This is a genomic window from Leptospira kobayashii (genome assembly GCF_003114835.2).
Lineage (GTDB): Bacteria > Spirochaetota > Leptospiria > Leptospirales > Leptospiraceae > Leptospira_A > Leptospira_A kobayashii.
Genome location: NZ_AP025028.1, coordinates 767,660 through 792,031, shown reverse-complemented (window position 1 = coordinate 792,031; position 24,372 = coordinate 767,660). Strand labels below are relative to the sequence as shown.

General features: G+C 41.2%; 24 protein-coding genes. 6 read left to right on the top strand and 18 right to left on the bottom strand.

The window, feature by feature from the left end; translation table 11 throughout:
• Positions 1-49: 49 nt before the first annotated feature.
• The 6 genes from DI077_RS03585 to ompL47 form a co-directional block, all read right to left on the bottom strand.
• Entirely contained in the window at positions 50-643 is a 594-nt protein-coding gene (locus tag DI077_RS03585; protein ID WP_109020874.1) for a GNAT family N-acetyltransferase, read from the bottom strand.
• A 36-nt stretch (positions 644-679) separates the two neighbouring features.
• On the bottom strand, positions 680-1,621 hold the full coding sequence (locus DI077_RS03580; protein WP_109020783.1) for a S1C family serine protease: 942 nt from the start codon (positions 1,619-1,621) through the stop codon (positions 680-682).
• A 114-nt stretch (positions 1,622-1,735) separates the two neighbouring features.
• On the bottom strand, positions 1,736-2,335 hold the full coding sequence (rdgB, locus tag DI077_RS03575) for an RdgB/HAM1 family non-canonical purine NTP pyrophosphatase (RefSeq protein WP_109020784.1): 600 nt from the start codon (positions 2,333-2,335) through the stop codon (positions 1,736-1,738).
• A gap of 15 nt (positions 2,336-2,350) precedes the next feature.
• A complete protein-coding gene (locus DI077_RS03570) occupies positions 2,351-2,695 on the bottom strand; it encodes an STAS domain-containing protein (RefSeq protein ID WP_109020875.1) in 345 nt (114 codons plus the stop codon).
• Positions 2,696-2,700: 5 nt separating this feature from the next.
• On the bottom strand, positions 2,701-3,414 hold the full coding sequence (locus tag DI077_RS03565; protein WP_109020785.1) for a ComF family protein: 714 nt from the start codon (positions 3,412-3,414) through the stop codon (positions 2,701-2,703).
• 61 nt (positions 3,415-3,475) lie between these two features.
• A complete protein-coding gene (ompL47, locus tag DI077_RS03560) occupies positions 3,476-4,516 on the bottom strand; it encodes a multi-beta-barrel domain surface protein OmpL47 (protein WP_109020786.1) in 1,041 nt (346 codons plus the stop codon).
• 65 nt (positions 4,517-4,581) lie between these two features.
• On the opposite strand from ompL47, the gene DI077_RS03555 reads away from it, so the two are divergent.
• Both DI077_RS03555 and DI077_RS03550 read left to right on the top strand, forming a co-directional pair.
• The gene (locus DI077_RS03555) at positions 4,582-5,217 is read left to right on the top strand and encodes a flagellar assembly protein FlaA (protein WP_109020787.1); all 636 of its coding nucleotides are present in this window, start codon (positions 4,582-4,584) and stop codon (positions 5,215-5,217) included.
• Between the two features lie 78 nt (positions 5,218-5,295).
• On the top strand, positions 5,296-5,751 hold the full coding sequence (locus DI077_RS03550) for a hypothetical protein (protein WP_109020788.1): 456 nt from the start codon (positions 5,296-5,298) through the stop codon (positions 5,749-5,751).
• 6 nt (positions 5,752-5,757) lie between these two features.
• Here DI077_RS03550 and DI077_RS03545 read toward each other — a convergent pair whose 3' ends face one another.
• The 8 genes from DI077_RS03545 to DI077_RS03510 form a co-directional block, all read right to left on the bottom strand.
• On the bottom strand, positions 5,758-7,302 hold the full coding sequence (locus DI077_RS03545; RefSeq protein ID WP_109020789.1) for a hypothetical protein: 1,545 nt from the start codon (positions 7,300-7,302) through the stop codon (positions 5,758-5,760).
• Positions 7,283-9,043: an apolipoprotein N-acyltransferase gene (locus DI077_RS03540; RefSeq protein ID WP_109020790.1), complete on the bottom strand. Its 1,761-nt coding sequence runs from the start codon at positions 9,041-9,043 to the stop codon at positions 7,283-7,285. The genes DI077_RS03545 and DI077_RS03540 overlap by 20 nt, the downstream gene beginning before the upstream one ends.
• Positions 9,044-9,067: 24 nt before the next feature.
• Positions 9,068-10,099 (bottom strand): PIN/TRAM domain-containing protein, encoded by a 1,032-nt coding sequence (locus DI077_RS03535; RefSeq protein WP_109020791.1) that lies wholly within the window; start codon positions 10,097-10,099, stop codon positions 9,068-9,070.
• 42 nt (positions 10,100-10,141) lie between these two features.
• Positions 10,142-10,720 carry a CarD family transcriptional regulator gene (locus DI077_RS03530; RefSeq protein WP_109020792.1) on the bottom strand — a complete coding sequence of 193 codons (579 nt, stop codon included), beginning with the start codon at positions 10,718-10,720 and terminating at the stop codon, positions 10,142-10,144.
• Positions 10,721-10,804: 84 nt separating this feature from the next.
• Positions 10,805-11,446 (bottom strand): hypothetical protein, encoded by a 642-nt coding sequence (locus tag DI077_RS03525; RefSeq protein WP_109020793.1) that lies wholly within the window; start codon positions 11,444-11,446, stop codon positions 10,805-10,807.
• A gap of 412 nt (positions 11,447-11,858) precedes the next feature.
• Positions 11,859-13,337 carry an Lcl domain-containing protein gene (locus DI077_RS03520; protein ID WP_109020794.1) on the bottom strand — a complete coding sequence of 493 codons (1,479 nt, stop codon included), beginning with the start codon at positions 13,335-13,337 and terminating at the stop codon, positions 11,859-11,861.
• 74 nt (positions 13,338-13,411) lie between these two features.
• Complete coding sequence (locus DI077_RS03515; protein ID WP_242935341.1) at positions 13,412-14,374, bottom strand: LamG domain-containing protein; 963 nt, start codon at positions 14,372-14,374, stop codon at positions 13,412-13,414.
• Between the two features lie 244 nt (positions 14,375-14,618).
• The gene (locus DI077_RS03510) at positions 14,619-15,758 is read right to left on the bottom strand and encodes a LamG domain-containing protein (RefSeq protein WP_109020796.1); all 1,140 of its coding nucleotides are present in this window, start codon (positions 15,756-15,758) and stop codon (positions 14,619-14,621) included.
• A 110-nt stretch (positions 15,759-15,868) separates the two neighbouring features.
• Between DI077_RS03510 and DI077_RS03505 the strand changes: the two genes are divergently transcribed.
• Complete coding sequence (locus DI077_RS03505; RefSeq protein WP_109020797.1) at positions 15,869-17,458, top strand: 7TM diverse intracellular signaling domain-containing protein; 1,590 nt, start codon at positions 15,869-15,871, stop codon at positions 17,456-17,458.
• A 271-nt stretch (positions 17,459-17,729) separates the two neighbouring features.
• On the opposite strand, the gene DI077_RS03500 is transcribed toward DI077_RS03505, so the two are convergent.
• Positions 17,730-18,539 (bottom strand): hypothetical protein, encoded by an 810-nt coding sequence (locus DI077_RS03500; RefSeq protein ID WP_109020798.1) that lies wholly within the window; start codon positions 18,537-18,539, stop codon positions 17,730-17,732.
• 118 nt (positions 18,540-18,657) lie between these two features.
• Between DI077_RS03500 and DI077_RS03495 the strand changes: the two genes are divergently transcribed.
• Positions 18,658-19,509: an SH3 domain-containing protein gene (locus DI077_RS03495; protein ID WP_109020876.1), complete on the top strand. Its 852-nt coding sequence runs from the start codon at positions 18,658-18,660 to the stop codon at positions 19,507-19,509.
• Positions 19,506-20,774, top strand: coding sequence for a phospholipase C/P1 nuclease family protein (locus DI077_RS03490; protein ID WP_109020799.1), 1,269 nt, complete (start codon positions 19,506-19,508; stop codon positions 20,772-20,774). The genes DI077_RS03495 and DI077_RS03490 overlap by 4 nt, the downstream gene beginning before the upstream one ends.
• On the opposite strand, the gene DI077_RS03485 is transcribed toward DI077_RS03490, so the two are convergent.
• Positions 20,771-21,154, bottom strand: a complete 384-nt coding sequence (locus tag DI077_RS03485; RefSeq protein WP_109020800.1) for a DUF2237 family protein — start codon at positions 21,152-21,154, stop codon at positions 20,771-20,773. The two genes, DI077_RS03490 and DI077_RS03485, sit on opposite strands and share 4 nt — an antisense overlap.
• A 260-nt stretch (positions 21,155-21,414) precedes the next feature.
• Between DI077_RS03485 and DI077_RS03480 the strand changes: the two genes are divergently transcribed.
• Positions 21,415-21,801 carry a TIGR04452 family lipoprotein gene (locus DI077_RS03480; RefSeq protein ID WP_109020877.1) on the top strand — a complete coding sequence of 129 codons (387 nt, stop codon included), beginning with the start codon at positions 21,415-21,417 and terminating at the stop codon, positions 21,799-21,801.
• 31 nt (positions 21,802-21,832) lie between these two features.
• On the opposite strand, the gene DI077_RS03475 is transcribed toward DI077_RS03480, so the two are convergent.
• Positions 21,833-23,053, bottom strand: coding sequence for a multidrug effflux MFS transporter (locus tag DI077_RS03475; RefSeq protein WP_109020801.1), 1,221 nt, complete (start codon positions 23,051-23,053; stop codon positions 21,833-21,835).
• A 59-nt stretch (positions 23,054-23,112) separates the two neighbouring features.
• Positions 23,113-24,165, bottom strand: a complete 1,053-nt coding sequence (locus DI077_RS03470) for an alkene reductase (RefSeq protein WP_109020802.1) — start codon at positions 24,163-24,165, stop codon at positions 23,113-23,115.
• Positions 24,166-24,372: the final 207 nt, after the last annotated feature.

Genomic DNA, 24,372 nt, shown 5'->3' with positions numbered 1-24,372 from the left:
ATATTTGTCGGGGAGATACTTCGATAAAAAATACGAAACCAAAAAGAATCTAACTCAATCTATATTGCAAATTGGTTTTTACGGTGGGCCATTCTGTTTCGATGATACTATAGACCACCGTGTCTCTTATGGTTCCATTCGGCATAATACGGTGGTTGCGCAAAATTCCGTCTTCTTTGGCGCCCAGTTTCTGAATCGCCTTTCTGGATTCAACGTTGAATATATGAGTTCTTAATTCTACCGCAATGCACTTCAAATTCTCAAATGCATGATCCAACATCAGCAACTTACATTCCGTATTCACTTCCGTCTTTTGCGCCGATTTGGAATACCATGTGTGACCGATTTCCAATCGCCTTACGTCTTTTTCAATATTCATGAACCGTGTGGAACCCACGAATTTTCCATCCGATTTTCTTTTCACCACAAAAGGAAGAGAAAGTCCTTCACGCTCCTCATCATTTGCCTTTTCAATCCACTTTCCCATGTTAGCTGGAGTTGGAACGGAAGTGAACCATAATTCCCACAACTTTCCATCGGTGACAGCCTCTTCCAGAAAAGGAGTATGTTCTTTTCTTAAAGGATGCAGTTCTACGTATTTACCTATCAGTGTGACTGGATGCGGAGGGTAAGGAGCATTCATATGGGTGGAAATCCTACCCATATACTAAACGATATTTTATCCGTTTGCGAGAAGTTTTAGCTTTTCGATCGGAGTGATATTCAAAATCACCTTTTGATTTTTTCTCAAAATGGTTATGCTTTGAATACTTCCTATTTTTTCTTTGGTAAGAATCCGGAAAAGATCATCCGAGGTTTCCACAGGATCTCCGTTGAAAGCGAGGATAGAATCTCCGTCCCTTAAACCGGCTCGAGCCGCGGGGCTATTCGGTTCCACCGAAATCACAAACAATGCCTTACGATTTCGAATCTCATTGTATTGCATCACCTTAGGATTCAATTCGATGACTTGGGACATGATTCCCAGATAAGCCCGCTTCACCTTTCCTGTTTGAATCAGCTCCAAAGCGATTTCTTTAGCCGTATTGATTCCAATGGCAAAACAAAGTCCTTGCGCTCCAAGTATTGTCGCGGTATTTACACCCACAACTTTTCCCTCCGAATCAATGAGCGGACCGCCTGAATTACCCGGATTCAAAGCTGCATCCGTTTGAATGATATGATCAAGTAGTCTTCCTGACTGGGTACGAAGTGTCCTACCCATGGCACTGATGATTCCGTGAGTCACAGTATGTTGGAATCCATGCGGATTCCCGATAGCGATGACCAATTGACCGATCTCCAGTTCACTGGAATCTCCCAAGGAAACGGTTTGAAAATCGGAAGCGAATGTTTTTAAAACAGCCAAGTCCGTATCGGGATCCTCTCCCACAAGAACCGCTTCGGATTGAGAACCGTCATGTAATGTGGTTTTGAATTGATGACCACCTTGCACCACATGGCTGTTAGTAAATAGATATCCGTCCGAAGAAAACAAAAAACCCGAACCTGAGCCGCCTACTCCGGATTTTCCATTTTGATTTTTAATCGTATCGATTTTTACTACGGAAGATTTGGCCCGACCTACTGCTTGGATTATAATTTTTGAAAACTCATCCACTTTAGATATTCCTTAAGAAAACAATTCTCAAAGATTTAGACAGAGGATGGAAAAGGATTAGTTTAAAAAAGGGAAACTGAAATCGAAAAATACCAAGCTATCCGCAAGGTGTATTTAAGAAGTTTTAGTGGAAAGCCAATCTAAGAATTTCCCCATGGCGACAGCTCTATGGGAAACTTTGTTTTTTTCTTCTTCGGGAACTTCTGAAAATCGTTTCTGAAAAGGCGGATAATAAAAAACAGGATCGTATCCGAATCCGTATTTTCCTATCGAATCGTAATCTTTTGCAATTTCACCAAACACTTGTCCTTCGAAGGAAACGTCTTTCCCCTCGGACGAATAGGCAATCACACAAGTATAGTTCGCCTTTCTATTCGGGTTGTCCCCTAGTTCCGAAAGCAATCGAATCGCCCTATCTTTATCATTCAAACCTTCCCCGCCGTAACGTGCGGAAAAAACTCCGGGCCTTCCGTCGAGTGCTTCCACACAAATCCCCGAATCATCGGCAAACGCAGGTAAGCCGGTTAACCGGAATAATTCTTTGGATTTAATGAAAGCGTTTCCAACAAAACTGGATTCCGTTTCTTCGGGAGAGAAAGGAATGGATAAATCTTTTGGAGTTACCACTTGGAAACCAAGAGGTTCGAGAAGCAGCTTCATTTCTTTGATTTTATGAGCGCTTCCCGAAGCAAAGGCGATTTGTTTGGTTGTCATTTGAAAAAGAAGATATTAGTCTTCTGCGTCTAATTGAAAGCCTTCCAAAGCGGAAGATAAATCGGGGAAAATTTCAAATACCTTGTCCAACATAGTGATTTCAAATAATTGAATGAGGTCTTCGTCTACAACGATGACTTTGATATCACCGTTCATCGGTTTTAGTTTTCTTTTTGTAGCAACAAAAATACCAAGAGCTGTGGAACAGATATGATGAACCTTTGTTAGGTCAAGAATGATCTTCTTCACAGAGGTCTGAGTGAGTTTGGACAATTCTTTTTCAATTTCGTCCGAATCCACTTTCAAAATGGCACCGGCAAACTTAATGATTCTTATGTCATCCTTGACTTGAATATCCATCGAATTCAATCACCCTCTTTGTTTAATAATACCATACAAGATACCTTTCTTGCTCCGGCTGCTATATACATTTTGGATACTTCATTTAGGGAAGCGCCAGTAGTGAATATATCATCTATGATCAAGATATGAAAACCTTTCCATATTCTATCACTTTTTGAAAAAACGAATGCCTTTTTTGCATGAAAAAACCTCTCCTGGAACATTTTTCCCGATTGTTTGTCTTTTGAGACTTTTTTCACTCCGGGCAAAATAGGAACCTTCCACTTTCTGGAAAGTCTCTCCCCCAGATGCCTGGCAGGGTGGAAAAAACGTCCTCTCTCCCTATCTTCTGACGGTAAAAACACGATACAATCCGGCTTGTCTTCGATTTTTATGAACTTTTCCTTTCTAAAGTCCAAAGCAAAGTAGTTCTGTAAGATCTTCTCGTTCCGAAATTTGCAAGTTTGGAAGATCTGTCTTTCCCAAGACATCCTCGATCGTAATGAAAATAGTGCGGAGAAAAATACAAATCGGGAATTGCAATACTCACAATTGCCATCTTCTTCCAAGTGAGAGGAACAAACAGAACAGCCGGGGGGAAAGGTTTTAGAATTTTGGATTTTCCTTCGGGAACGAATGCAATGAATGCAAATTCCGATCCGGTTGGAGAAAGAGTCCAATCTGCCGCAGGCAGTGCAAGGGTGGGAATAGAAAAAACGAATGATTTGAGAAAGCATAATGCCTCCTCAAATCAAGGTTCGGAACCAAGCTGGTTGGTTCCGACTATTTTAGAAAAATTTATTTTTCCGGAGTAGTAGCTGCAGGTGTCGCCGCAGGAGCTTCAGTTGCAGTTGTTTTTTGAATCACGGAAGAAGGAGGAGTTAGATCAACAAAGAAGGATACTTCTACAGTTGCAGATTCATTTCCTACGTTATCAATCGCTTTCGCTTGGATTTTGTGTTCACCTTGTGTTTCCACAACGATTCCTTCCACATAAGGACGGAATTCCGCTTCTGCATCCAATTTCACTAAAACTTTTTTCAAACCAGATTCTTTATCTACCGCGTTCACATGGAAAACATTTCCGCGTTTTGCGTAAGGTTTGCCGGAGATGTCAACGAGAGGGAGAGAAGGAACGATTTCCACAGTAGGTTTCACATCATCAATAGTGATTACAACGGAAGCTTCAGGGGAAGAATTTCCTGCTTTATCACTTGCACTGTATTTGATTGTGTTGGCACCTGCAGTCTCCAACTTGATCGGGTCAGTGTAAGATTTTGCAGCGTCGTTATTGATTGCGTATTGTACAGCTTGTACGCCTACTTTGTCTTCAGCGATAACAGTATAACTATTGTTTTTTGAAGTAAAAGGTACTCCATTCAATACGAAAAAAGGTTCAGCAGGTTGAAGAGTTACTTTAGGAGCAGTATTATCAACTGTTACGTTTAAGATTTTAGGAGCTTCTACGTTGCCGACTTTATCTACAGATCTGTATTGGATTTCTGTAACACCTTCTTCAGCAAGACGAATGGGAGCTGTGAAACGTCGGTAATCTCCGGCTTTCGTTTTCCATTCGATATAATCTACTGTTGAAGAATCATCTTTTGCTTCGAGAGTAAAAGCTGTTTTGCTATTAATGAAAAGTGTTTCTTTGGAAAGAGCATCCGATACCGCATCTGCCGCTGCTTTTTGTGCATTGGATGAAGTAGTGGAAGCTTCCGACTCTACCGCCGCTTCGCTTTTTGTGGAAGTATTTGCTTTTGGATCAGCTACCTGAGCTGAGATTTGGCCTGCTAAAAATATAGTTGTAATGGCCAATAAGAACTTGTGCGCCTGCATTCTTTAGTTTCTCCTTTTTTACCGATAAAACATATATATCCTCTTCTTTAGGAATTATTGTCAACATGATTGCATTCAGAATATTTACTTTCCTGAGCATTTTTCTATCGATTCTATCTATATTATATGCAGATGTTACAATCTGGAAGGAAATCCTTCTGGAAAATTTCGAATCCAATAATTACTCAAAATCTAATATTCGTACAAAATTAGAAAAAGATACTCCGCTTCCCGATATTTCCCTCTCCCAGAATTTTACGGCCCCCATTCCCGGTTCCAAACAGGCATTGGTAATTCGGGTTCCGAAACTTTCCAATTTTCCCTTTTCCGTCTATTTTCCCGAACCTATTTTGCTGAAAGATTTTGTAAAAGAGATCAGAATTCCGGTATATTCCTCCCAATCGAACGGGAACCTAACACTCATAATAGAAAATCAGGATTTTGAAACCCGACAGATCGCAATTACCTCCTTAAATTACAGAGGTTGGAAAGATTGTGTCGTTTCTTTTGCAAACCATATCGATCAAAATGATCGGATTTTTTTGCAAGGAAGCTCCCTCAGAATGCTCGGCTTTTTTTACCTTCCCCATGAAAACAACTCCAATAACCAAGAGGTTTTGCTCGCAATCGACGATATAACCGCCATTGTGCGGGATAAATACAGGCCGCTACGAAACAAAGAACTTCTCCTGGAAGACTGAGTATTTTGCCTGATTTCCGGGAACCTTGGCCCAAAAAAACTCTTTTCTTTCCAGACAAGCGAACAATCGTATCTTTAGATGAATCTTGAACTTTCCCTCGAGCAATACGAGACTCTCCTCAAATTAGTATATATGGGGGATTGGGTCATTTCTACTTTGCAAGCCAAAGAAAGAGCGGAAGATGATTCGGATAATGATTCCCGTTTCGCAGAAGTAGTACGCCATGTTTTCAATCAGGCTGAGTCCATAGGCCTAGGCAATATCGTTCAGATAGACCAGAACAATGGGGAGCCCTACCTCACCCGTGAATTCGAAGAAGAAAGCGGACTAGTCGATATTTTAGAAGATTATGAAGACGAAGTTTTCTGGCAGGCGCTCATTGAACGTCTTGCCCATAGGGATTTTTTGCGTCATTTCGGAGAGTCTTCCATTTCCGAGATGGCAATCGAAGAAAGGATCGAAAAGGAAACTCCTTTCCATGACAAATGGGCGAATGAATTTCACGAAAACGGAATCGAGAATCTTAAAACATAAATCCCTTTAGTTCGAGACTTGTTTTTTTGTCTTGGGCCAGAGGATTTTTTCCTCTCTCAGCTTTTTCTTTTCTAAAACATCTGCTAAACGATAACGGACGGCCATATCGATTCTTTCCCTAGTATGGGAAGGAAATTTTCCAAAGGCGTCGCGAATCTCTTCCTGTTGTAAGGTGAGAAGAATATTTTCCACAGTCTTCTCCGCTAGAAAATCCCCCTCTCCTTTTTTAGAGATCTTTTTCCATTCACCGATAGCCTCGTACAATAACTTGTCATCTCCCTTTAAAATCCCCGATTCCCAAAGAATCCTTCCTTTTTCAAAAAGAGCGTCCTGAAGACGATAACCATTCGGAGTGTTTTGGATCAAACTGTCCATGATCTGCAATCGTTTGTTTGTGTAAGCTGCTTCCGCATCGGAAAAAGATCGGATCTTTTTTTCACGTAAGATCGGTTTGTATTTTTCAACAACCCTGCGAATGGTTTCCACTCTCAGTTCTTTTTTTCTTTCTTCGGAATAAGTTTGGTAGAGCGATTCGTTTTGAAAATAAACGTTCAAGGCTCTGCCTTGGATCTCATAAATATTTTCTATCGTAAAAAGAATTTCCGTTCCGGTCTTTGTTCCGAGGTGTTCGGACAATAGTGCCATCATCTGTTTGAGAAAATCTTCTTTGTTCAGGTTCTCCTGAAAATAATCGACTGCAAAGTAAGTGGGGTCATTACTGAATGTATACGCCAATCTTTGCAGGTTTTCATAATAAAGATCCCGCACAAATGTGGAAAGATCTCCCTTGTTCACATCGTATCCCAAAAAGCGGGAGATAAATTCGTTTAACTGTTTTTCCTTCGGTTGTTTCAGGCTCTGATCCAGGTATCTGGAACGTTCTTCCTTAGGCATTTGCAAAGGAGACCTCGGAGGTTTTTCACCTTCCAGAGACAAACGCATCGTGATGGGAGGAGATTCCTCTTCTCCTTTTCTGAATTCTTCTATGATTCTGTTTCTTTCCTTATGAACTGCCAGACTGTCTTCGGCTTCTTCAATATCCACTTTGAAAGGTTCACGTATGCTGTGTAAGGTGGGGAAAACTTCTTTGACGATGATATCTTCGTAATCTCTTTCCCGTTTGATATAAGAATCGGAAATTCCCGAGGAAGGAACGATTGAATCCAGATCATTTTTAAAGTTTTTGCGAAGATCGGATGTGGATTCCAAGTCTTTTACGAGCTTGTCCCATTGTCCTCCTTCGTATTTGCCTTTTGCAAATCCTTCGTTTTTCCCCTTTTCTCCTTCGCCTTCCTCTTCTCCTTGATCGCTTTCTCCGTCCTGGTCTCTTTTTTTGCCGCCGTCAAGCTGAGTTCCCATTTCGAAAACAAGCTCCGTATCTCTTGTTTCTTCCGTATCATAAATCCAACTAGGTCCGCAAATCGTGAGTCCATAAGGGGATTTTGATCCGTTGAATGACCATATAGCAAGAGTTATATGGATTAAAACGGAAAGATAGGCCGCAAAAAATAATCTGTTTGCGTAGAAAAATTTAACGGAATTTCCAAACATAGAACACAAAAAAAGATCCGGAGATTGTCAAAAATAACCAAGATAGAAGATTTCCATACCTTCTATAGAATGTTTCATAACCCGGAATCACTGACACTGTTCCGCGTAAAAAAGCGGCAGAATCAAGAGAAGTAAACTCATCCTTTATATTTCTTCCCAAATGATCGGTAAAAACGGATGTACCCGAATTTGTGGAGCGAACGATCCATTTTCTAAACTCGATGGCTCGCATTCTTCCCAAAGTATGATGTTGGTAGGTCTCGACGGAATTTCCATACCATTTATCATTTGTTACATTGACGATAAAATCGGGATCTCCCTGGAACTTACGGACGAATTCGGGAATGATCACTTCGTAACAAATCAACGGTAAAAAACTGCCCGCTTGCTTTTCGGAAATCGTTTCCTTACCATAATATTCTTTCACCGCTTTCGGATTAAAATTGGCGGTATCAAACCAATGAAGAGGAGAAAGTGGAGTCACGGAAGGCGGGGTAGTTTCCATATAAGGAATAAGAGAAAGAGACTTGCCCGCTTCGAATCTTCCTGTTTGTCCGGAAAGTTCATACATCCATTCGAAAGGCATATATTCTCCAAAAATCAGTAGATAGACTTTTTGATAACTACCTTTGCGATCCGCATTCGGTCCGATGAGAGCCGAGGAATTATAACTTCTTAAGTTGTCACGGGTATGAATTCCGTCTTTAAAATCCACATCCAATTCATTATAAAATACATTCGCTTTGTGACGAAGCGCAAGTATGTTCATCATGGATTCGAAACGATCCCAATAGAGTCTGGTCATTTTTGTTTCTTCGGTTTCATGAGTGGAAAAGAAAGGAACACCTGACTCCGGTAATACGATTAAATCGATTTTGTCCTTACCCGCACCTTGTTCGGCGAGACTGTCGATTCGTTCCATGAGAAGATTGATTTCTTCCGCGATACTTCTACCGTCCCGAAACTCCAAAGGAGCATTGGGTTGAATGATCAGAACTTCTTTTGTGCCGAGCGGTTTTACATTTTCCCATTTATAAAATAAATAGGCACCGTTCATCCAGAATCCTAAAAAAACGACGAAGACGGAACCAAGTCCGAATACGATTTTTCTCTTCCTGGTTTTGTCCTTTCCCGTTGTAAAAAGATAGTTCCAAATTTTTTTCCAACGTTGGAGCTTCAAAGATTGAAACAAAAAATAAGAGAATACGAATAATAGGACACTCAGCCCGTAGGCGCTCGCATACTCTGCGTTTTGCGATAGGATATGATTTTCTCCTACCACGTTTCCCCAATACCATGGAAATACCTGAGGAGTAAAAAATTCGGAGAATAAAACGGCAACTCCGGCTAGCCAGGGAAAAAATCTTCCTACCTTTTTTACAAGAAAGGAAAAGCTAATCAGAAAAACAGGAAACTTGAAATTTAAGATGATGGCTGATATGAGAAAGATAGGACCTGCTAAAAACCAGGGAAAGCCTCCGAATACGGTGACCATATGGTAGATCCAATGAAAGGAAAAACTATAAAATACGAGAGCGAACCCGAATCCGTGCCAAATGAGTTTTTTCCATTCTCCACGGTATTTTTTTTCGATATAAAAAAGACCGAGAGGAGCGATCCAAACCAGATAGGATTGGGAAAAAGGAGCGAAAGCAAATGTGGAAAACCCGGCGGTTACCACATAACAGAGTATTGCAATGAGACCTTCGCGGCTAGAAAAGTAACGAAAGAAAGACTTCATATACAATACTCTGACAACAAATGATTACGATTTGTTGTAGTTATTATTACCGTTTTGTACTTTTGTGAAGATCATCTTACCTGCGGCTGTTTGGATGATGGAAGTTACGACAACTCGTACTTCTTTTCCTACCAGATGTCCGCCGTTTTCGATGACAACCATAGTTCCGTCTTCGAGATAACCGATCCCTTGGTTTTCGTCTTTACCTTCTTTGATGACGGAAATCGGAAATTCTTCACCGGGAAGAACAACCGGTTTCAGAGCATTTGCGAGACTATTCAAGTTTAACACTCTCACACCTTGCAACTCCGCCACCTTATTTAGGTTAAAGTCGTTTGTAACTACGGCACCACCTGTGTCGCGAGCTAATTTGATCAGCTTCGCATCCACTTCGCGTGTGTCTGAATAATCGGTATAAGTGATCTTTACTTCGATCGAACCTTTGCGTTGCAATTTGTTCAACATTTCCAAACCACGACGTCCCCGCGCTCTTTTGATCGGATCCGAAGAATCGGAGATAAGTTGGATTTCGCGTAACACGAAGTTAGGAAGGATCAGAGGACCATCTAAGAAATGCGTATCTGCAATGTCCAAAATTCGACCATCGATGACTACAGAAGTGTCTAGGATTTTTTCTCGGATATGGGAATGACCGGATTCTTCAAGTCCTGGAAGAGAAAAGCTCCCTCCGGAACCGCCGCCAAAAATGGCAAGACCTGGTTTTTTTGCAAACGCAACACCTGCTTTTACTCCTGTGAGAAAAAACAAAAATACCAAGGCGATGCCAAAGGATTTATGTCCGTACTCGGAAAGTAAACTTGCGGGATAAGCTGCAATTGCAACTCCCAAAAGGGAACCTAAGGAACCACAGAGAATTACATCTGCCTTGATTTCAGGGTAGAGTTTTTTCTCACCAAACGAAAGAAAGATTCCATAGAGAAGTACCAAACCCGACAGAGAACCAGATAGAATTAGATTCTGTGATTCTGTGTAGAGAAAGAAAAATGACGCCAAACCGACTGCAATCGAGCCGATGGCTGCAAGGAGGTGTTTCATGACTCAAACCTTTTTAGCCAAAATTTGAGCATATACGGAAGTCTATTCTAAATCTAGATCATCAATTTCTTTCGGGGGAGGTGGTGGTGCCAAACCTTGCACGGAGGCGGCCAGAACATCAGAAACAATATTTCCTGCTTCTTCCTGGGGAACACCTTTACTAAGTGCAATTTCCATCTTTACCAAATTATATGCGCTTTCATATAACTTTCTCTCCATAATGGAGAGCTCTTTGCCATAAGCGCGTTTGTAAAGATTGCGGCATACATCTGCTACTTCAAATATAGAACCAGATTTAATCTTGTTCATATTGTTTTGGTAGCGAACCTTCCAGTCTTCTTCCGTATCGATTTCATCCTTTTTCAGGAGAGTGAGAACTTTTTTGATCTCTTTTTTATCAATGATCGAACGGATACCTACATCGATCGCACGTTCCACAGGGATAGAGACCTTCATCTTGGAGCCTTGAATCTCCATGATATAGCAGTCTTTCTTCTTCCCCAGGATCACTTTTTTAGCGACCTCGGTGACTTCACCTACCCCGTGGATGGGATATACTACATAGTCTCCCACCTTGAATTTAGGCTCTTTTACTTTTTCAGTTAATTTTTTTGTTGCCAAGTAAGTATAATAACTTCCGTAAATACTCTTGCCCTTAGTATAACCCGGAAAAAGGGCAATGTCAAGGGAACTAATAAAAATAGTTCAGAAACGGATTGTTTTTACCAAAGCTTCCGTCTGTGCACTCGGAATGCGTGTAGTGATTTTCTCCAAAGCTTCTTTTGCATCTTCCATTCTGTAGAAATAACCCGCGTAAAGTTTGCCTGTCGAAGTTCTGAAAATTCTACCTTGGAGGCTTGGTTCCGAAGTCATCAGATGTTTTCCCACTTGTACTGCTTCTTCGGGAGAAAAGTTACCGATTTGCACCATATAGTTGATTTGGTCGTTTTTGGGTGGGAACTTCAAACTGGAAGGAAAAGGAGAAGATTCGTTGGAACCTGTAGATTCTTCCCGGGAAGTAGTTGCTTCTGATTCTTTGGATTCAAATGCCTTTCGATCGTTTTTCTCTGCTCTTTCGGATTTACCCACATTGGAAAAACTTTTCTCTTGGTTCGATTGAAATCCTTTTTCTTTTTGGTTTAATTGGATTCCCACAACCATCCCTGATGTGAAAAGCAAAATGGCGCCGATCAAAAGCACAAATGCGGATTTGGATTTATTGGATTCCGAAGAAGGAAAAGATGAATACGAATGAGAATGTACAGGTGAGGAATAACCTTGCGGCGATTCCTGGGAATAAGAGGTACCAGGGGACCTGAGCCTACGTGAGTAATCTATATTTTGCATGGCTTTCCGAAATCTCTTTTCTTATAGAATCGGCATGTAGAACACAAAACAAGAATCGTTTTTTTGGGAAGGAGGTCTCACTTTCCTAAGTAACAAGGATCTCTCTCTTTTACTTTCGAATAGAGTAAGGGTTTCCGTTACAAAAATATGGGTTGGTTAAAATTAACTTTTTAGGGAGTGGTAACAATTTTTAATTAATATTGCAGAACGATCTTGAAAACCCCCACCCTCTTTAGGGTTGGGGGGAGTGGCTCGTGGGCTGCAACAAACCGCCTAACACAAATTCATAATTCCGCCTATCCTTATCTCCACTTTCCCAAAAATTCTTTCGAAAAGTTCGTCTTTTTGCCTTTCACATCAAAAGGCACAATAACAGGAACTCTCTGATAAACCTGACTGACCCAAATTGCTGTTATGGTCCAGCAACACAGTCCGTCCAGCGATTGTTTGATGCAGTTTTTGGTAAATTCGAATACATAGATCCACCACTGGTAGAAAAGCCGAAGGCTTGTGATGGGGTTCCTAGGTTTGTATTTGCCGAAGTAAAAAATGCTCCATTATAAGGGGAACCAAAATACGTGGTATTGACGGAGGGAGTATTTGATGTCATGATACTTGCGAGTTCGCTCACTGTGGGCAAACGCCAATCTTTTCTTCCCCCATAACCTGTACCATTGTTCAATTGATAACAGGAAATGCCATGATTGGTCCAGGTCAATCCACCACCTACGAAGGTACAATTCGGATCGGTCATTTCTTGGGCACATTTTTTCCAAATCAAACCAGTATCGTTGTCTGTTACCAAATAACCTCCGGAGACGGTCGTAGATGTATAATTTGTTTTTGAGGATGCGGCAATGATATCTCCATCACAGACGACGGCGACAGTCAGAAAATTTCCGGAAATGGTTCCTCCTTTGTTCACTCCGCCATCATCCACATCCACCCGACAGGATTGACCGGAAGTGGAAGGAATGGTAACGGTGAACGATGCTCCACTTGCGAGTGGTGTCCCAAAATGAAACGGTCCATTTCCGGACAAACTGAGAGTCTCATTATTAAAGGTATTTTGTAAACGAAGCATTCCCTGAAGTCCGCTCACCCAACCACCCACGGAATAAGCGACTGCACCATTGATGATATACGAAGCAGATCCAACAGGAGAATTTGCGTATCCTGTCTTCACAGCGATAGCTCGAATTGTTTTACTTACTGCAACATTAACAGTGGAAGAATAAACGAAAGTAGAGCCTCCTGCAGTGGTTTTCGGGTTCGTGCCATCTGTGGTGTAGTAAATCGTCGCTCCTGCAGTGCCTGTGGTAAGAGTCACATTTTGAGCACTATTGTAATATCCGGGAAGCACACTCATATACACTTGAGAAACAACCTGATTCATAATGGCAATATTAACATTCGTTATCGCGACACCGTATTGATTTGTCGCTGTGATTGTATAAGAATTGGCGGACTGTATCACGGTAGGTGTTCCTGAAATCGCACATGTTGTATTGTCGATCAAAAGCCCCGAAGGTAGTGAAGGATTCGAAGAACAGGATGCCACAGTTCCCGTCACAACCGGTGTGATTGTAGAAATCGGGAAATTTCGTAAAAAAGTATACGGTCCATCCGTGTAACTCATAGTAGGTGGAAAATCGTTTTTGGTTTCGGATTGATTTTCCGTGAGCTTATTGGAATTACAGAAAGCACCTTTGAGCAAACAACTCAACACTTGTGTTTCATAAAATTCATGACTGTCAAAATCTCCCGAATTACCAAAATGCAATGGTTGGCAGAAAGCAACCGAACACAACAAGGTAACTGGAAATAATAACCTAATCTCTCTGAACCAACCCTGAAATCGGCAAAATCGGAATATTCGAATTTTCTCCATAATGGCGAAGTATATCCGAAACCGGAAGGCGGGTCGTTCCGAGATATATTTCGGAACTTTTTATCGATCCTGTATTACTTATATGCAATTCCAGTGCTATGGATCTGACCGATTTGTGTGGCGCTTAATTCAACATCATAAATACGCACATCATCGAGAGCTCCCCGCCAGTAGTATGCTGTACCTCCACTTCCCGTCCAAGTTCCTATCGCGAATGATCCGGATGTTGTATTGAGTGGTCCCGTACCGGAAAAGGACGAACTCGCGATAAAGATTCCATTCACATAGAGACTCGCCGTACTACCTCCGTTGAATGTAGCGCATAAATGCGACCAGGTGTTAATCGGTACAGTGTAATCGGCAAGGGCATCGTAACCAAATCCTAAAAAAGAAACTTTACTTCCGGTTGCTGTTGAAATTGCCAATACAGATGCATTAGCTGTAGTAGTATTGCCATAACGAAAGACCATATGATGAAAGCCATTTGCAGGAAGCGATGAAGGATTGATCCAAGCACAGAAGGTTCTTGGATTTGCTCCCATAGGTAAGCTGGAATCGCCGTTTCCCGCAGTTACAAAGTATTGGTTATTGGTGGTGTAAAGATAGGCGCCACTAGTGTCGCCGTCTTTGCCGAGAGTCACGACTGGTGCCCACTCAGGAGAGGATAAAGAAATAACCGCTGATCCTGAATTCAGCAGCGAACCATTAGTAAAATTATATTGCACCAATGGTGAAAGAGGTATGGCAGGTGAAGAACTGCTTTCCGTTTTCGATGACTTATTATCTGTTAGTTTAAAATTACAGTAATCACCTTTTAGCAAACAACTCAACACTTGCGTTTCATAAAACTCATGACTGTCAAAATCTCCGGAATTACTAAAATGCAATGGTTGGCAGAAAGCAACCGAATACAATAAGGTAACCGGAAATAACAACCTAATCTCTCTGAACCAACACTGAGATTGGTAAAATCGAAAGATTCGAATTTTTTTCATAATGGCGAAGTATATCCGAAACCGGAAGGCGGATCGTTCCAAAATATATTTCGGAACTTTTTTTATAGGTGCGTCTCGGGGTTGCGCGTAAAAAGCTAAGAGACATAATGTCCGGGGAATCTTGAAAGCCCCCACCCTGTTTAGGGTTGGGGGGTGAGGCTCGTGGGCTGCAACAAACCACCTAACACAAATTCATATTCCCGACTACACTAATCTCCGCTTTCCCAAAAATTCTTCCGAAAAGTTCGCCTTTTTGCCTGATCAAAGTAGGATCGTAGCGGAATGATTAGGGAAGACCCATCAAAGTGGAAATGTCACTTGCGCTCAGTTGACGTCCTTTGAAAAACCAGATATCATCCATCCTTCCCGTAAAAAAACCACTGGGGAACGCATAACCGATATTTAATGGTGTTCCGTTCCACCATTGGTTCGGCGAGGTGCCTGTGGTACATCCGGCAAAGGAACCGAAGTTTGAGGTAACACCTTCGTTTACTCCATTGACCCAAATATTTCCCTGACGAGTGGTTCCATTGTGAACATAGGCAATATGAGTCCATACGTTTGCAGATATAGCCGTTGCAGAACTCCCAATGATACCATCGACATTGCCCCAACCTGCGATCCAAAAGGCACTAAAATCGACACGCCCTGTTGCATTCAATGAAAGTGTGATTCCAGGATTATAACTCGGAGCGTCTTGGTACCCCATGATTTTGTTATTCGTGACAGAGCCCGCATAAATCCATAGGGCAATGGCAAAATCCTCGTGACAAAGAGGAACAAAGTCGCTTGCAAACAATTGGTTCGATCCGTTGAAGGTAGCAACATCATTCGGTATGTTGGAGCGACCGGAGGTATAAGACGGCCCTGATGTAGCGGGCCAAATACCGCCGGGAAAATATCCATCATGAGAGTTTCCGCTCATATCATTGATGTTTCCGTCGAGAGGATACCACGCATACAAACCGGAGGAAAGTGTGGAAGGGATCAAGAAATTATTAATGGAAATTTCAATGTTTCCCTGTATCGAACTAGAATCGGAAAGATTTGCGATAATGGTGTACGACGTCTTCGGCTGTAATGTAAGTGGCGTTCCGCTGATCTTACATTGACTATCAATGGAAAGCCCGCTAGGTAAGGAAGGACTGGAACTGCAAGATACGACTTTTACTGCCAAAGAAGGGGTCAAGGGAGTTATCGAAACTTTTTGGGTGAAAGAATACGGGCTTCCCGTATAACTTATGTTCTTTATAGAATCACCACAGCGTTTTTCCAAGAAACATTGTAAGATTTTAGTTTGATAGTATGCTTTGCTTTCATGATCTCCCGTATTATTAAACACCGGCTGGCAATAAAATGACAAACATAAAGTGAATGCAAAATGAATACACCTAGGCAAATCAAAAAATCGAATATAACTCTCCATAAACGTAAAGCATATCCGAAAAAAAGGATCGGTCGTCCTAAACTATATTTTAGGACTCTTTTTTAGAATTAAACTTGTAAGTTGTCAAAAAAAATGGAATGTGTTTCCAAATGAAATCGGTTCGATTGTTGTTCTTAGCGTTCCTCCTGTTTGCAAATCTTGCCTGTTCCGGTCAGGAAAAAAATAGAACCAATATTACGAATCGATTCGAATTCTTCCGTGATTCCACAGGGAACATGACTTTGGAGGATATAGAGAAACAAACTTCTTGGCAAAAAGTCAAAGAGGATTCTCTTTCTTTCCATTTTACAAAAGACATCCTCTGGCTGAGAGCCTCAGTAAAAGATCCTGCTTTTTTACCTGAGAAAATTCTCTCTTTAGAATGGAAGGCACTCGACAGTGCTATTTTATATTTGCCGGAAGGAACATCCTACCTATCTCTGCGAACGGGAGACTCTTTTCCAAAATCAACCTGGGCAGTTCCGAAAGCATTAGATCCTAGTTTCCAAATTCCTGGGCTCAACCCAGCCAAGAAAAACTATATTTATCTACGCCTTCAATCCATTTCACTCATCTCTTTTCCCATCTACTCTATGGATGAGGACGCATTTTATCACAAAATCGTTTTGGAAACTGCGGTGATATGGCTCATCTTGGGATTTTGTGCGGTTATGTTCGTGATCAGTCTGTTTTATCTGATCGCATTTCGGCTTTATGAATTTTTTTATTATGCGGTCTATGTTCTAGCAACGACTCTATGGTACAACACTCAATTCGGAAATTCCTTTCACACTCTTTGGCCCAATTCTACTTGGTGGCAAAGCAGATCGAATCTATTCTTTTTGGCCTTGGGGATCGCTGCATCCTTTCAGTTTGTTAGAATGTTCTTAAATACGAAACGAAGAACTCCATGGATCGATCGGTTGCTACTCATTTTAGCAACCATCGGATTTGTTTCCTCTTTCTGCATTCTATTCACTCAAACGAATGCATTCTTTTCCAGGGTAATCAATTTGATTTATTTAATATCGATTCCGATGATTCTCATCACAGGAATTCGAATCTATCTTAAGGGAGAAAAAAGAATTCAATTCTTCCTACTCTGTTGGGGGACATATCTTTGTGTTGGATACAGCTCCATTTTTTATTATCTGGGAATCATTCCCTACTCTCTTCCGATTCTATATGGATCCATGTTCATCTTCCCCATAGATCTGTTCTTTTTATTATTCAACCTTCTTCAGAAGTATAAAGATTTAGCAGGAGAAAGAAATGAAATTCTGCAAAGATTTCTTACTGTAAAAAATTCACAAAATACACGTTACACGAAATCAAAATTGGATTCTGTGAATACGAACGAGTTTTTGGTTCGCCTGGAAACATGGATGTCGGAAGCAAAACCCTATCTGGATGAAACATTGGATTTGGAAAAAACTTCCCAAGCCATCGGGCTGAATTTGCAACAGACATCCGAGTTGATTAATTCTCAAATAGGAATGAGTTTTAGAGCTTATTTGAATTCCTATAGAATCGAAGAGGCGAAAGCACTTCTCAAAACCAAGCCGAATCTATCTGTGATTGCAATCGCTTTCACTACAGGCTTCGGCTCCAAATCGGTGTTCAATTTCGAATTTAAAAAATCGACAGGAATGACTCCGATCGAATACAAAAAAAACAAGCTAACAAAAGATAAATGCTAAAAAATAAGACACGACAACCCACCCTATAACAAAAAGATAACGGTTCCATAATAATCCTCGCCATTTAAGGCAAAAAGGCGAACGTTTTAGGAAAATTTTCATACGATTTGAGGTTGGGATGGACAAGGTTGTTATTTTGTGTTAGGGAGTTTCGGCAGGCCCACGAGCCACTCCCCCCAATCCCGAAGCAGGGTGGGGGCCACTGATTCCCCGTGCCCCCATTATGTCTCTTTTAGTCTGTTACTAAATCATTACAAGAAAACAAGAGGATTCAAACCTTTTCAAACTTCTCCAGCATGGGAAAAAGACCGTCTTTATTTTGTTTTGCGGTATTATAACCGGGATAGATTTTATAAAGTTTGAGAAAAAAATATTTTTCTTTATTCCCGTCCAGATGAGATGACTCCGAATCTTTCGTATAAAAATGAAACTCGAAATACCCTCCAAGGAATTTCAAATCTTCCGTCAATGTTTTACCCAATCGAAACCGAATCGGTTCGTTTGATTCGATGGAATTGAAATTCAAATAACCTTCTTCACTTTCTTCCTTCTGAATGGTGAATCTTTCTCTGGCACCCATTTCCGTCATTTGTTTCGAACCTGGCAAAAGAATAAGAACTTTACCTTCCCTTCTAAATTCAAGATGATAGGAAGCTCCTCTTTTCCGAATAATTATAGTTAAATGATAGTCGGTAACCTCTGTGGAATGCGTTTTAACCGTTCCTTCCGATTGTCCGACAATAATTGTTTTTTCGGAAGAAAATCCTGAGACACCGAATTTGAATTTAAGACCTGAGTTGAGTAATTCGTTCGGTTGAGGAAAATGCGCCCCTTCCGGTAAGGTCTGTGTAATCGTATTTACATCCGCCAAAATGTTTCTTTCCCTTTGTTGGCCCGGCCTTGTCAGACTATGATTTTTGCGCAACTTGACGATTGCCAATCTTTGCAAAAGAGATACAAGAGACAGCAACACCACCAAAAATACTAAAAAGAAAACCCAAGTCTCGTAAGCATTGGCTTTGTCTTCCAATGCTTTGATTTGTTCTATGGAATACGGATTGATTAGCTGTAGAAAAATCATTTTATACCCCGAACAAGTAGGTGCATACAATTATCATCGGCTTGGGTCATGGGAAAAAAAACTGTCCCCCGGGGAAAAGAGATCGACTTACGATCCGGGTATAATCCGATTCCCAGTGATGTTTTCTTTGTTAAAATATTCTTCTTCCGCATTGATCCTAATCAGTTTGGCATCGCCCCTCCTCGCACAAGGCCACTGGGAAGGAACTCTTCCCGAAAAGAAGGAAAATACAGAGTATAAGGTATTTGCAGAAAATGTGAATATTCGAAAAGAGCCGAATTTAAAAGCGGATGTAGTAACAAAACTCCAACCGGGAAACCCAGTAAAAGTACTAAAAAAAACAAATACCGCGCTCGCACAAGGAAAGGTGAAAGAGTATTGGTACAAAGTGAAGGCAGGGAAAGAAGAAGGTTACGTTTGGGGAGGTCTTCTTTCCGATTACCACCTTACATTGGGTAAATACGAAATCCTTGTTCGAAACCTGGGGGTTGTGTCCGAGGTTTTGGAAATCAAAGCTCTTTCGGATTCCAAGCTGACGTCAAGTTTGAAGTTGGACCCGGGACCGGTGAGCAACGAATCCTGGGGACATGAATTGTACAATACCGAATCCTTCAAACCGAGTCCCGGAGAGATGTTCAGTCTTCGTTATTTAGTATATTCTGAAATAGAATATGGTTTTCCCAATGAAACATTCATCACTTTGAAAGACGGCAAACTTACATCCCATTTCTCCAGGGTTCCCGGAATGTGCGATCCTCCTTCCTGCGCAGAGTCCTGGCTTGTTTTTCCGGATGATATTTTGACTGCGGATTCCGAGATCAAAAGAAAGATCTACAAAGGTAAGCCGAATACGATCCGAGAGATCACAAGACATTATGATATAGATGATATCTCCGCTCAAGAGTATTACGAAAGGGAATATATTTGGAACGGAAAAACATTTAAAGAAAAGGAACAAGAAACGAAATGAAATCTAAAACATTAATTATTTTTACGGTAATTATATTCTCACTCCCCTGCTTTGCTTGGAGCAATCATGCAGGTCTTACTTATATTATTTTAAAAAACTATTGGAAAAAGTCCCCTCCTGCAAATGTAAAAGCGGAAAGCCTTGCGAACTTTCTGAACAAAGAGAAAGAAGGGATCAAGGCGGTCTTGACTGATGCGGATGAATACGGTGCCAAACTACTTCCCCATTGCCCAAAACCTGACATAAGTTTGGTGTTTCACCCGGAAGGAATTAAAAAGAAGGAAGATCTGGTTCCCGCTTTTTTCAGAGCATTACGAGTCTTCCCTCACCACAAACCAAGTCTTTATATTCAGTCCGTTTTGAGTCCTCCTCAAAACATTCAATCGAAAGAACTAGTCAACATCACTACCTTAAAAGACAAAGGAAGGCTGGTGAGTGAAAAGTTTGTAGCTCTTACCGAAGGCGCAAACGTATCCCCTTTGGATGTGGTTGCCACTGCGGTGGATGAGCCGGACTATGATTTGGATTTTTATCTATTCACCGATAATGATTCCGAATTTGGAAAAATTTACGGATTCGGAACACAACCTTTCGGCGATCCCAGGTTTGAATATTCGTCACAAGCTCCTTTTCATATGGGATTTTTTCATGAATCCTCTCTCACTCTAACCGTTGCCGGTTTCTTAAAAAGAACATATCCCGAATATAGAATCTATCAATTCACAAAACTCGCAGAGTATGCTTTTAAAACGGGACATACTTATTGGGGTTACAGATTCAGTGGTTGGGCATTGCATTACATTCAAGACCTGACTCAACCGTATCATTCTTCCGTTCTTCCGAGGGTAGGATTCGGAAAGAGAATGGGAGTTCAACTTTTATCTATCATCGGAATCGATTCTCCGAAAGCGAATATGGTGGAGTATGTAGTGAACCGCCACTCGTTGATCGAAGAATACCAATACAATTTGGTCAGAGAAATTCTTTTGAATAAAAAGGAAGACCATCCTGTTTATACTGCACTTTCCGTAGCACCGGAAAAGAACTTGGACGCTTGGAAGGATTTCAATTATATAAGGGATGTGGTTTCCAAAGAAGCCTACACGACTGCGGAAGACGCGGACCTGGAAATCGAGCATCTAAATATTATAAAATACGAATCCTTATATCCGATAGAACATCCTCTGAACGGGATCATTGCAAAACTTTTAAGCAATACATCCTATCATACGAGAGTGTATGCTAAGACTTTTTTCAGGCCTTAGGAAATTTCCGTTTCTGCGGCAAATCGTTCCAAGGTTTCCAAAGGAATAATCTCTAACGCCCGCTTGTGGGTAGATTCCAGAAACACAAGCGGTGCCACTCCGTTTCGATAAGCTTCCAGCCATCGGCTGGCGCACAAACACCACTTTTCTCCGGGCTTTACTCCTGCGAAAGAATATTCAGGATGAGGAGTCATCAGATCATTACCTGAGGCCTTTTGAGAAATTAAAAATTCTTCCGTAGCTTGGATGCAAACCGTATGGGAACCGAAATCTTCGTCCGAAGTATTGCAACACCCGTCCCTGAAAAATCCGGTGAGCGGATGATGAGAGCAAGGAACTAATTTACCGCCTAAAACATTTACCGATGGATCCATATTCATTATTTTGTATTCTTTGCTTTCCGTCTTAAAAGGGAAAGGTGTTTTTTGAGAAGATTTTGCCTGAATATAAAATCATTCACATCCCATTGGTCGTAATGTTTCCCTTTATAAAAACTATAAAGTCTTTAATCCCTATGAAGGGGGATCAGCTAGTGGACGTTTTGCTCCCAGATGAAATCATTTCTATTTTTTTTTATATCTTTTGCCTTGCTATTTCCTATTTCCCATTGAGAATTGTCGAAAAAATCAAGGTGACCAAAATGAAAATCAAATGCTTAATTCTCTTTGTAGTGATTAGTATGTCAAACTGCGTTCTGCTAAATCCGGTAGGCCTCAATATAGATCGCGAAAAAGGTAGCGAAGCTGCATCCCGCATTCGTGAAGCGGCGATTACAATTGACTTAGTCAATACACTTGCGGCAACCGGTGGAAGAGCTGCGGGAATCAGTATACTAAGTTTGATCGCAGATGATATCGCAGGTATTGATGCGGCAAAATACTATGTAAGATCGGATGTGGATTCTTGCGTGAAAGACATCAAAGGACTTACGGGATTTGTAGTGGGTTCTACAATCGCAAATCTAATCTCCTGCAGAAATTTAAAAACAGACGGTTATCTTACAGGAGACCCTCTTCCCAAACTTTAAATTCTTTCAAACACAGAAAAGGCCCTTAATTTTATCCGAGGGCCTTTACATTGACTTCTATTTTTTTCTTAACACCTAAACCGTGATATATGCTTAAACTAATCAGTGCACAAATTGCCATTGGTGCTGCCATAGGCAAAGCGCTTTCAATGTGAAAGTATCCTACTCCCGCAGTCGCCACAGAACCGATAAACATTTGCAAAAATCCTAAAAATGCGGAAGCACTTCCCACATTGGATGTGAAATGTTGTAAGGCCAAAGCATTTGCATTCGGAGGAATGCATCCTGCGAAAAATAAAAAGAAATACAAAGGCGCAAGATAAAAATAAGGAGAAACCGACAAAAGTGATACCGATCCCAATAGTAAAAGCCCCGATACCGCCAAACAAATAGAGGCGACAGAGATAATCTGATCCGAAGTGTATCTGGATAACAAGATTCTACCTACTTGACTGCCCAAAAGAAATCCGGAAGTATTGACGGCAAAAACGATTCCGAATTCACTCGGACTAAATCCCATCAAATGAATGATTACAAAAGGAGAACCTGCAACATAACAAAATAGTCCGGCCAATGTGAAACTACCGGCTAACGCATATCTTAAGAAAATCCTATCCTTTGCTACAAAGATATATTTTCCCAAAATGACATTCGGTTTTAAAGATACGCTTGTATCCGGACCGACCACAGTCGGAAGAAAAGCCACCACCCAGAAAAAAAGAATCACCGAAAACGAAGCGAGCACAAGAAAGATAAACTGCCAGCCGAAGGATGCGACGAATATACCTCCAAGCGTAGGTGCAACCATCGGTGCTACACCCATGATTAGAATCAAAAGAGAAAATACCCTTGCGGTCCGATCTGCGGGAAAAACGTCCCGAACGATCGTATTTGCCGCAACCATCCCCACACAACCACCTAGTCCCTGTAACAACCTAATCCAGATAAGAGAATCTATATTGGGAGCGACGGAACATCCTATGGATGCCAATGCATAAAGAAAAATCCCGATAAGGAGAGGGTTTTTTCTACCGAAACGATCAATCAACGGGCCATAAAACAATTGGCCAACTGCGATCCCGGCAAAGTAAAAAGTCAAAGAAAGTTCCACCTGAGCGATATCCGTTTTAAAATATTCCGTAATCGCGGGAAAACTAGGCAAATACATATCGATCGAAAAGGGGGCAATAGCAGTCAATGCCCCCAAAAGAAAGATCAAAAGGGTTTCTTGTTTTTTGGTAAGTTCTTTCATGTTCTATATTTTTTTATCAGCTTCAATCTTTCAGGCCGGTCATCGTTTCATCCCTTATATTAGGAATGAAACGGGTAATCCGTATAACCTTCCGAACCCTTTGCATAAATAGTAGAACTATTTAATTCGTTGAAAGAAAGATTTTCCTTAAAACGTCTCACTAGATCCGGGTTAGAGATAAACAAGGTTCCAAATGCCACCGCATCGGATTTTCCACTCGCGATAAAATCCGAGGCAGTTTCCTTCGTAAATTTTTCATTTGCGATATACGTGCCATTAAACAGTTGTTTGATCTCACTACCGAAATGTCCTTCTCCCACATAATCACGTGTGCAAATGAATGCGATTTTTCGTTTATCCAATTCTTTTACAACATAAGAGAATGTTTCTTTGATGCGGGAGTCGCCCATAGAATGAGCATCTCCTTTAGGAGCAAGATGTACACCTACTCTTCCTGCGCCCCAAACGGATACGACCGCATCCACTACTTCCAAAAGCAGTCTGGCTCTATTTTCCACAGAACCTCCGTATATATCGGTTCTATGATTGGAAACATCTTGTAAAAACTGATCCAACAGATAACCGTTAGCCCCATGGATTTCCACTCCGTCAAAACCAGCTAACTTAGCGTTAGCGGCACCTTTACGGTACAATTCGACGATTCCAGGAATTTCATCCAATTCCAAAGCCCGGGGTGTTTCGTATTTTTTCTTAGGACGGATGTGGCTTACATGACCTTCAGCCGCAATAGCACTGGGAGCCACAGGGGATTTTCCATCCAAATAAATTGGATCGGAAATTCTACCCACATGCCAAAGTTGAAGCAGTATCTTTCCTCCCTTATCATGAACGGCTTTTGTGATTTTTTTCCACGCTTCCGTTTGTTCCTCGGACCAAATTCCGGGAGTATCCGGATAACCGACTCCCATAGAAGTCACCGAAGTAGCTTCCGTAATGATCATCCCGGCGGAAGCTCTTTGCTCGTAATACTCCGCCATAAGGGAATTGGGAACTCTATTGTCTGCGGCACGACAACGAGTCATAGGAGCCATAATGATTCGATTGGAAAGTTCCAATTCTCCGATTTTAACAGGATCAAATAATGTAGTCATTCTTAAGTTCAAACCTCAGTTCAATACTTCAATATTATTGAAATAATGAACTAATACAAAAAAAATAACCGTGAGAATTTTCACAACCGGATTTTTTAAGGATTTGCGATTTCTTAGTTACGGATTTCGGAAAAACGGAATGATAAAAAAAAAGGAAGATCGAACGACAATGGCGAAGTAAGCTATGCCCCGGTTCGATCTTCCCAT

What these genes read in the sequence shown, in the direction of transcription:
- DI077_RS03480 (WP_109020877.1), top strand. Translation starts at nt 21,415, where the DNA reads ATGAAAATCAAATGCTTAATTCTCTTTGTAGTGATTAGTATGTCAAAC.
- DI077_RS03500 (WP_109020798.1), bottom strand. Translation starts at nt 18,539, where the DNA reads ATGATTTTTCTACAGCTAATCAATCCGTATTCCATAGAACAAATCAAA.
- DI077_RS03585 (WP_109020874.1), bottom strand. Translation starts at nt 643, where the DNA reads ATGAATGCTCCTTACCCTCCGCATCCAGTCACACTGATAGGTAAATAC.
- DI077_RS03520 (WP_109020794.1), bottom strand. Translation starts at nt 13,337, where the DNA reads ATGGAGAAAATTCGAATATTCCGATTTTGCCGATTTCAGGGTTGGTTC.
- DI077_RS03535 (WP_109020791.1), bottom strand. Translation starts at nt 10,099, where the DNA reads ATGAAACACCTCCTTGCAGCCATCGGCTCGATTGCAGTCGGTTTGGCG.
- DI077_RS03470 (WP_109020802.1), bottom strand. Translation starts at nt 24,165, where the DNA reads ATGACTACATTATTTGATCCTGTTAAAATCGGAGAATTGGAACTTTCC.
- DI077_RS03485 (WP_109020800.1), bottom strand. Translation starts at nt 21,154, where the DNA reads ATGAATATGGATCCATCGGTAAATGTTTTAGGCGGTAAATTAGTTCCT.
- DI077_RS03525 (WP_109020793.1), bottom strand. Translation starts at nt 11,446, where the DNA reads ATGCAAAATATAGATTACTCACGTAGGCTCAGGTCCCCTGGTACCTCT.
- DI077_RS03490 (WP_109020799.1), top strand. Translation starts at nt 19,506, where the DNA reads ATGAAATCTAAAACATTAATTATTTTTACGGTAATTATATTCTCACTC.
- DI077_RS03555 (WP_109020787.1), top strand. Translation starts at nt 4,582, where the DNA reads ATGATTGCATTCAGAATATTTACTTTCCTGAGCATTTTTCTATCGATT.
- rdgB (WP_109020784.1), bottom strand. Translation starts at nt 2,335, where the DNA reads ATGACAACCAAACAAATCGCCTTTGCTTCGGGAAGCGCTCATAAAATC.
- DI077_RS03570 (WP_109020875.1), bottom strand. Translation starts at nt 2,695, where the DNA reads ATGGATATTCAAGTCAAGGATGACATAAGAATCATTAAGTTTGCCGGT.
- DI077_RS03510 (WP_109020796.1), bottom strand. Translation starts at nt 15,758, where the DNA reads ATGGAGAGTTATATTCGATTTTTTGATTTGCCTAGGTGTATTCATTTT.
- ompL47 (WP_109020786.1), bottom strand. Translation starts at nt 4,516, where the DNA reads ATGCAGGCGCACAAGTTCTTATTGGCCATTACAACTATATTTTTAGCA.
- DI077_RS03495 (WP_109020876.1), top strand. Translation starts at nt 18,658, where the DNA reads ATGTTTTCTTTGTTAAAATATTCTTCTTCCGCATTGATCCTAATCAGT.
- DI077_RS03475 (WP_109020801.1), bottom strand. Translation starts at nt 23,053, where the DNA reads ATGAAAGAACTTACCAAAAAACAAGAAACCCTTTTGATCTTTCTTTTG.
- DI077_RS03550 (WP_109020788.1), top strand. Translation starts at nt 5,296, where the DNA reads ATGAATCTTGAACTTTCCCTCGAGCAATACGAGACTCTCCTCAAATTA.
- DI077_RS03565 (WP_109020785.1), bottom strand. Translation starts at nt 3,414, where the DNA reads ATGCTTTCTCAAATCATTCGTTTTTTCTATTCCCACCCTTGCACTGCC.
- DI077_RS03505 (WP_109020797.1), top strand. Translation starts at nt 15,869, where the DNA reads ATGAAATCGGTTCGATTGTTGTTCTTAGCGTTCCTCCTGTTTGCAAAT.
- DI077_RS03545 (WP_109020789.1), bottom strand. Translation starts at nt 7,302, where the DNA reads ATGTTTGGAAATTCCGTTAAATTTTTCTACGCAAACAGATTATTTTTT.
- DI077_RS03540 (WP_109020790.1), bottom strand. Translation starts at nt 9,043, where the DNA reads ATGAAGTCTTTCTTTCGTTACTTTTCTAGCCGCGAAGGTCTCATTGCA.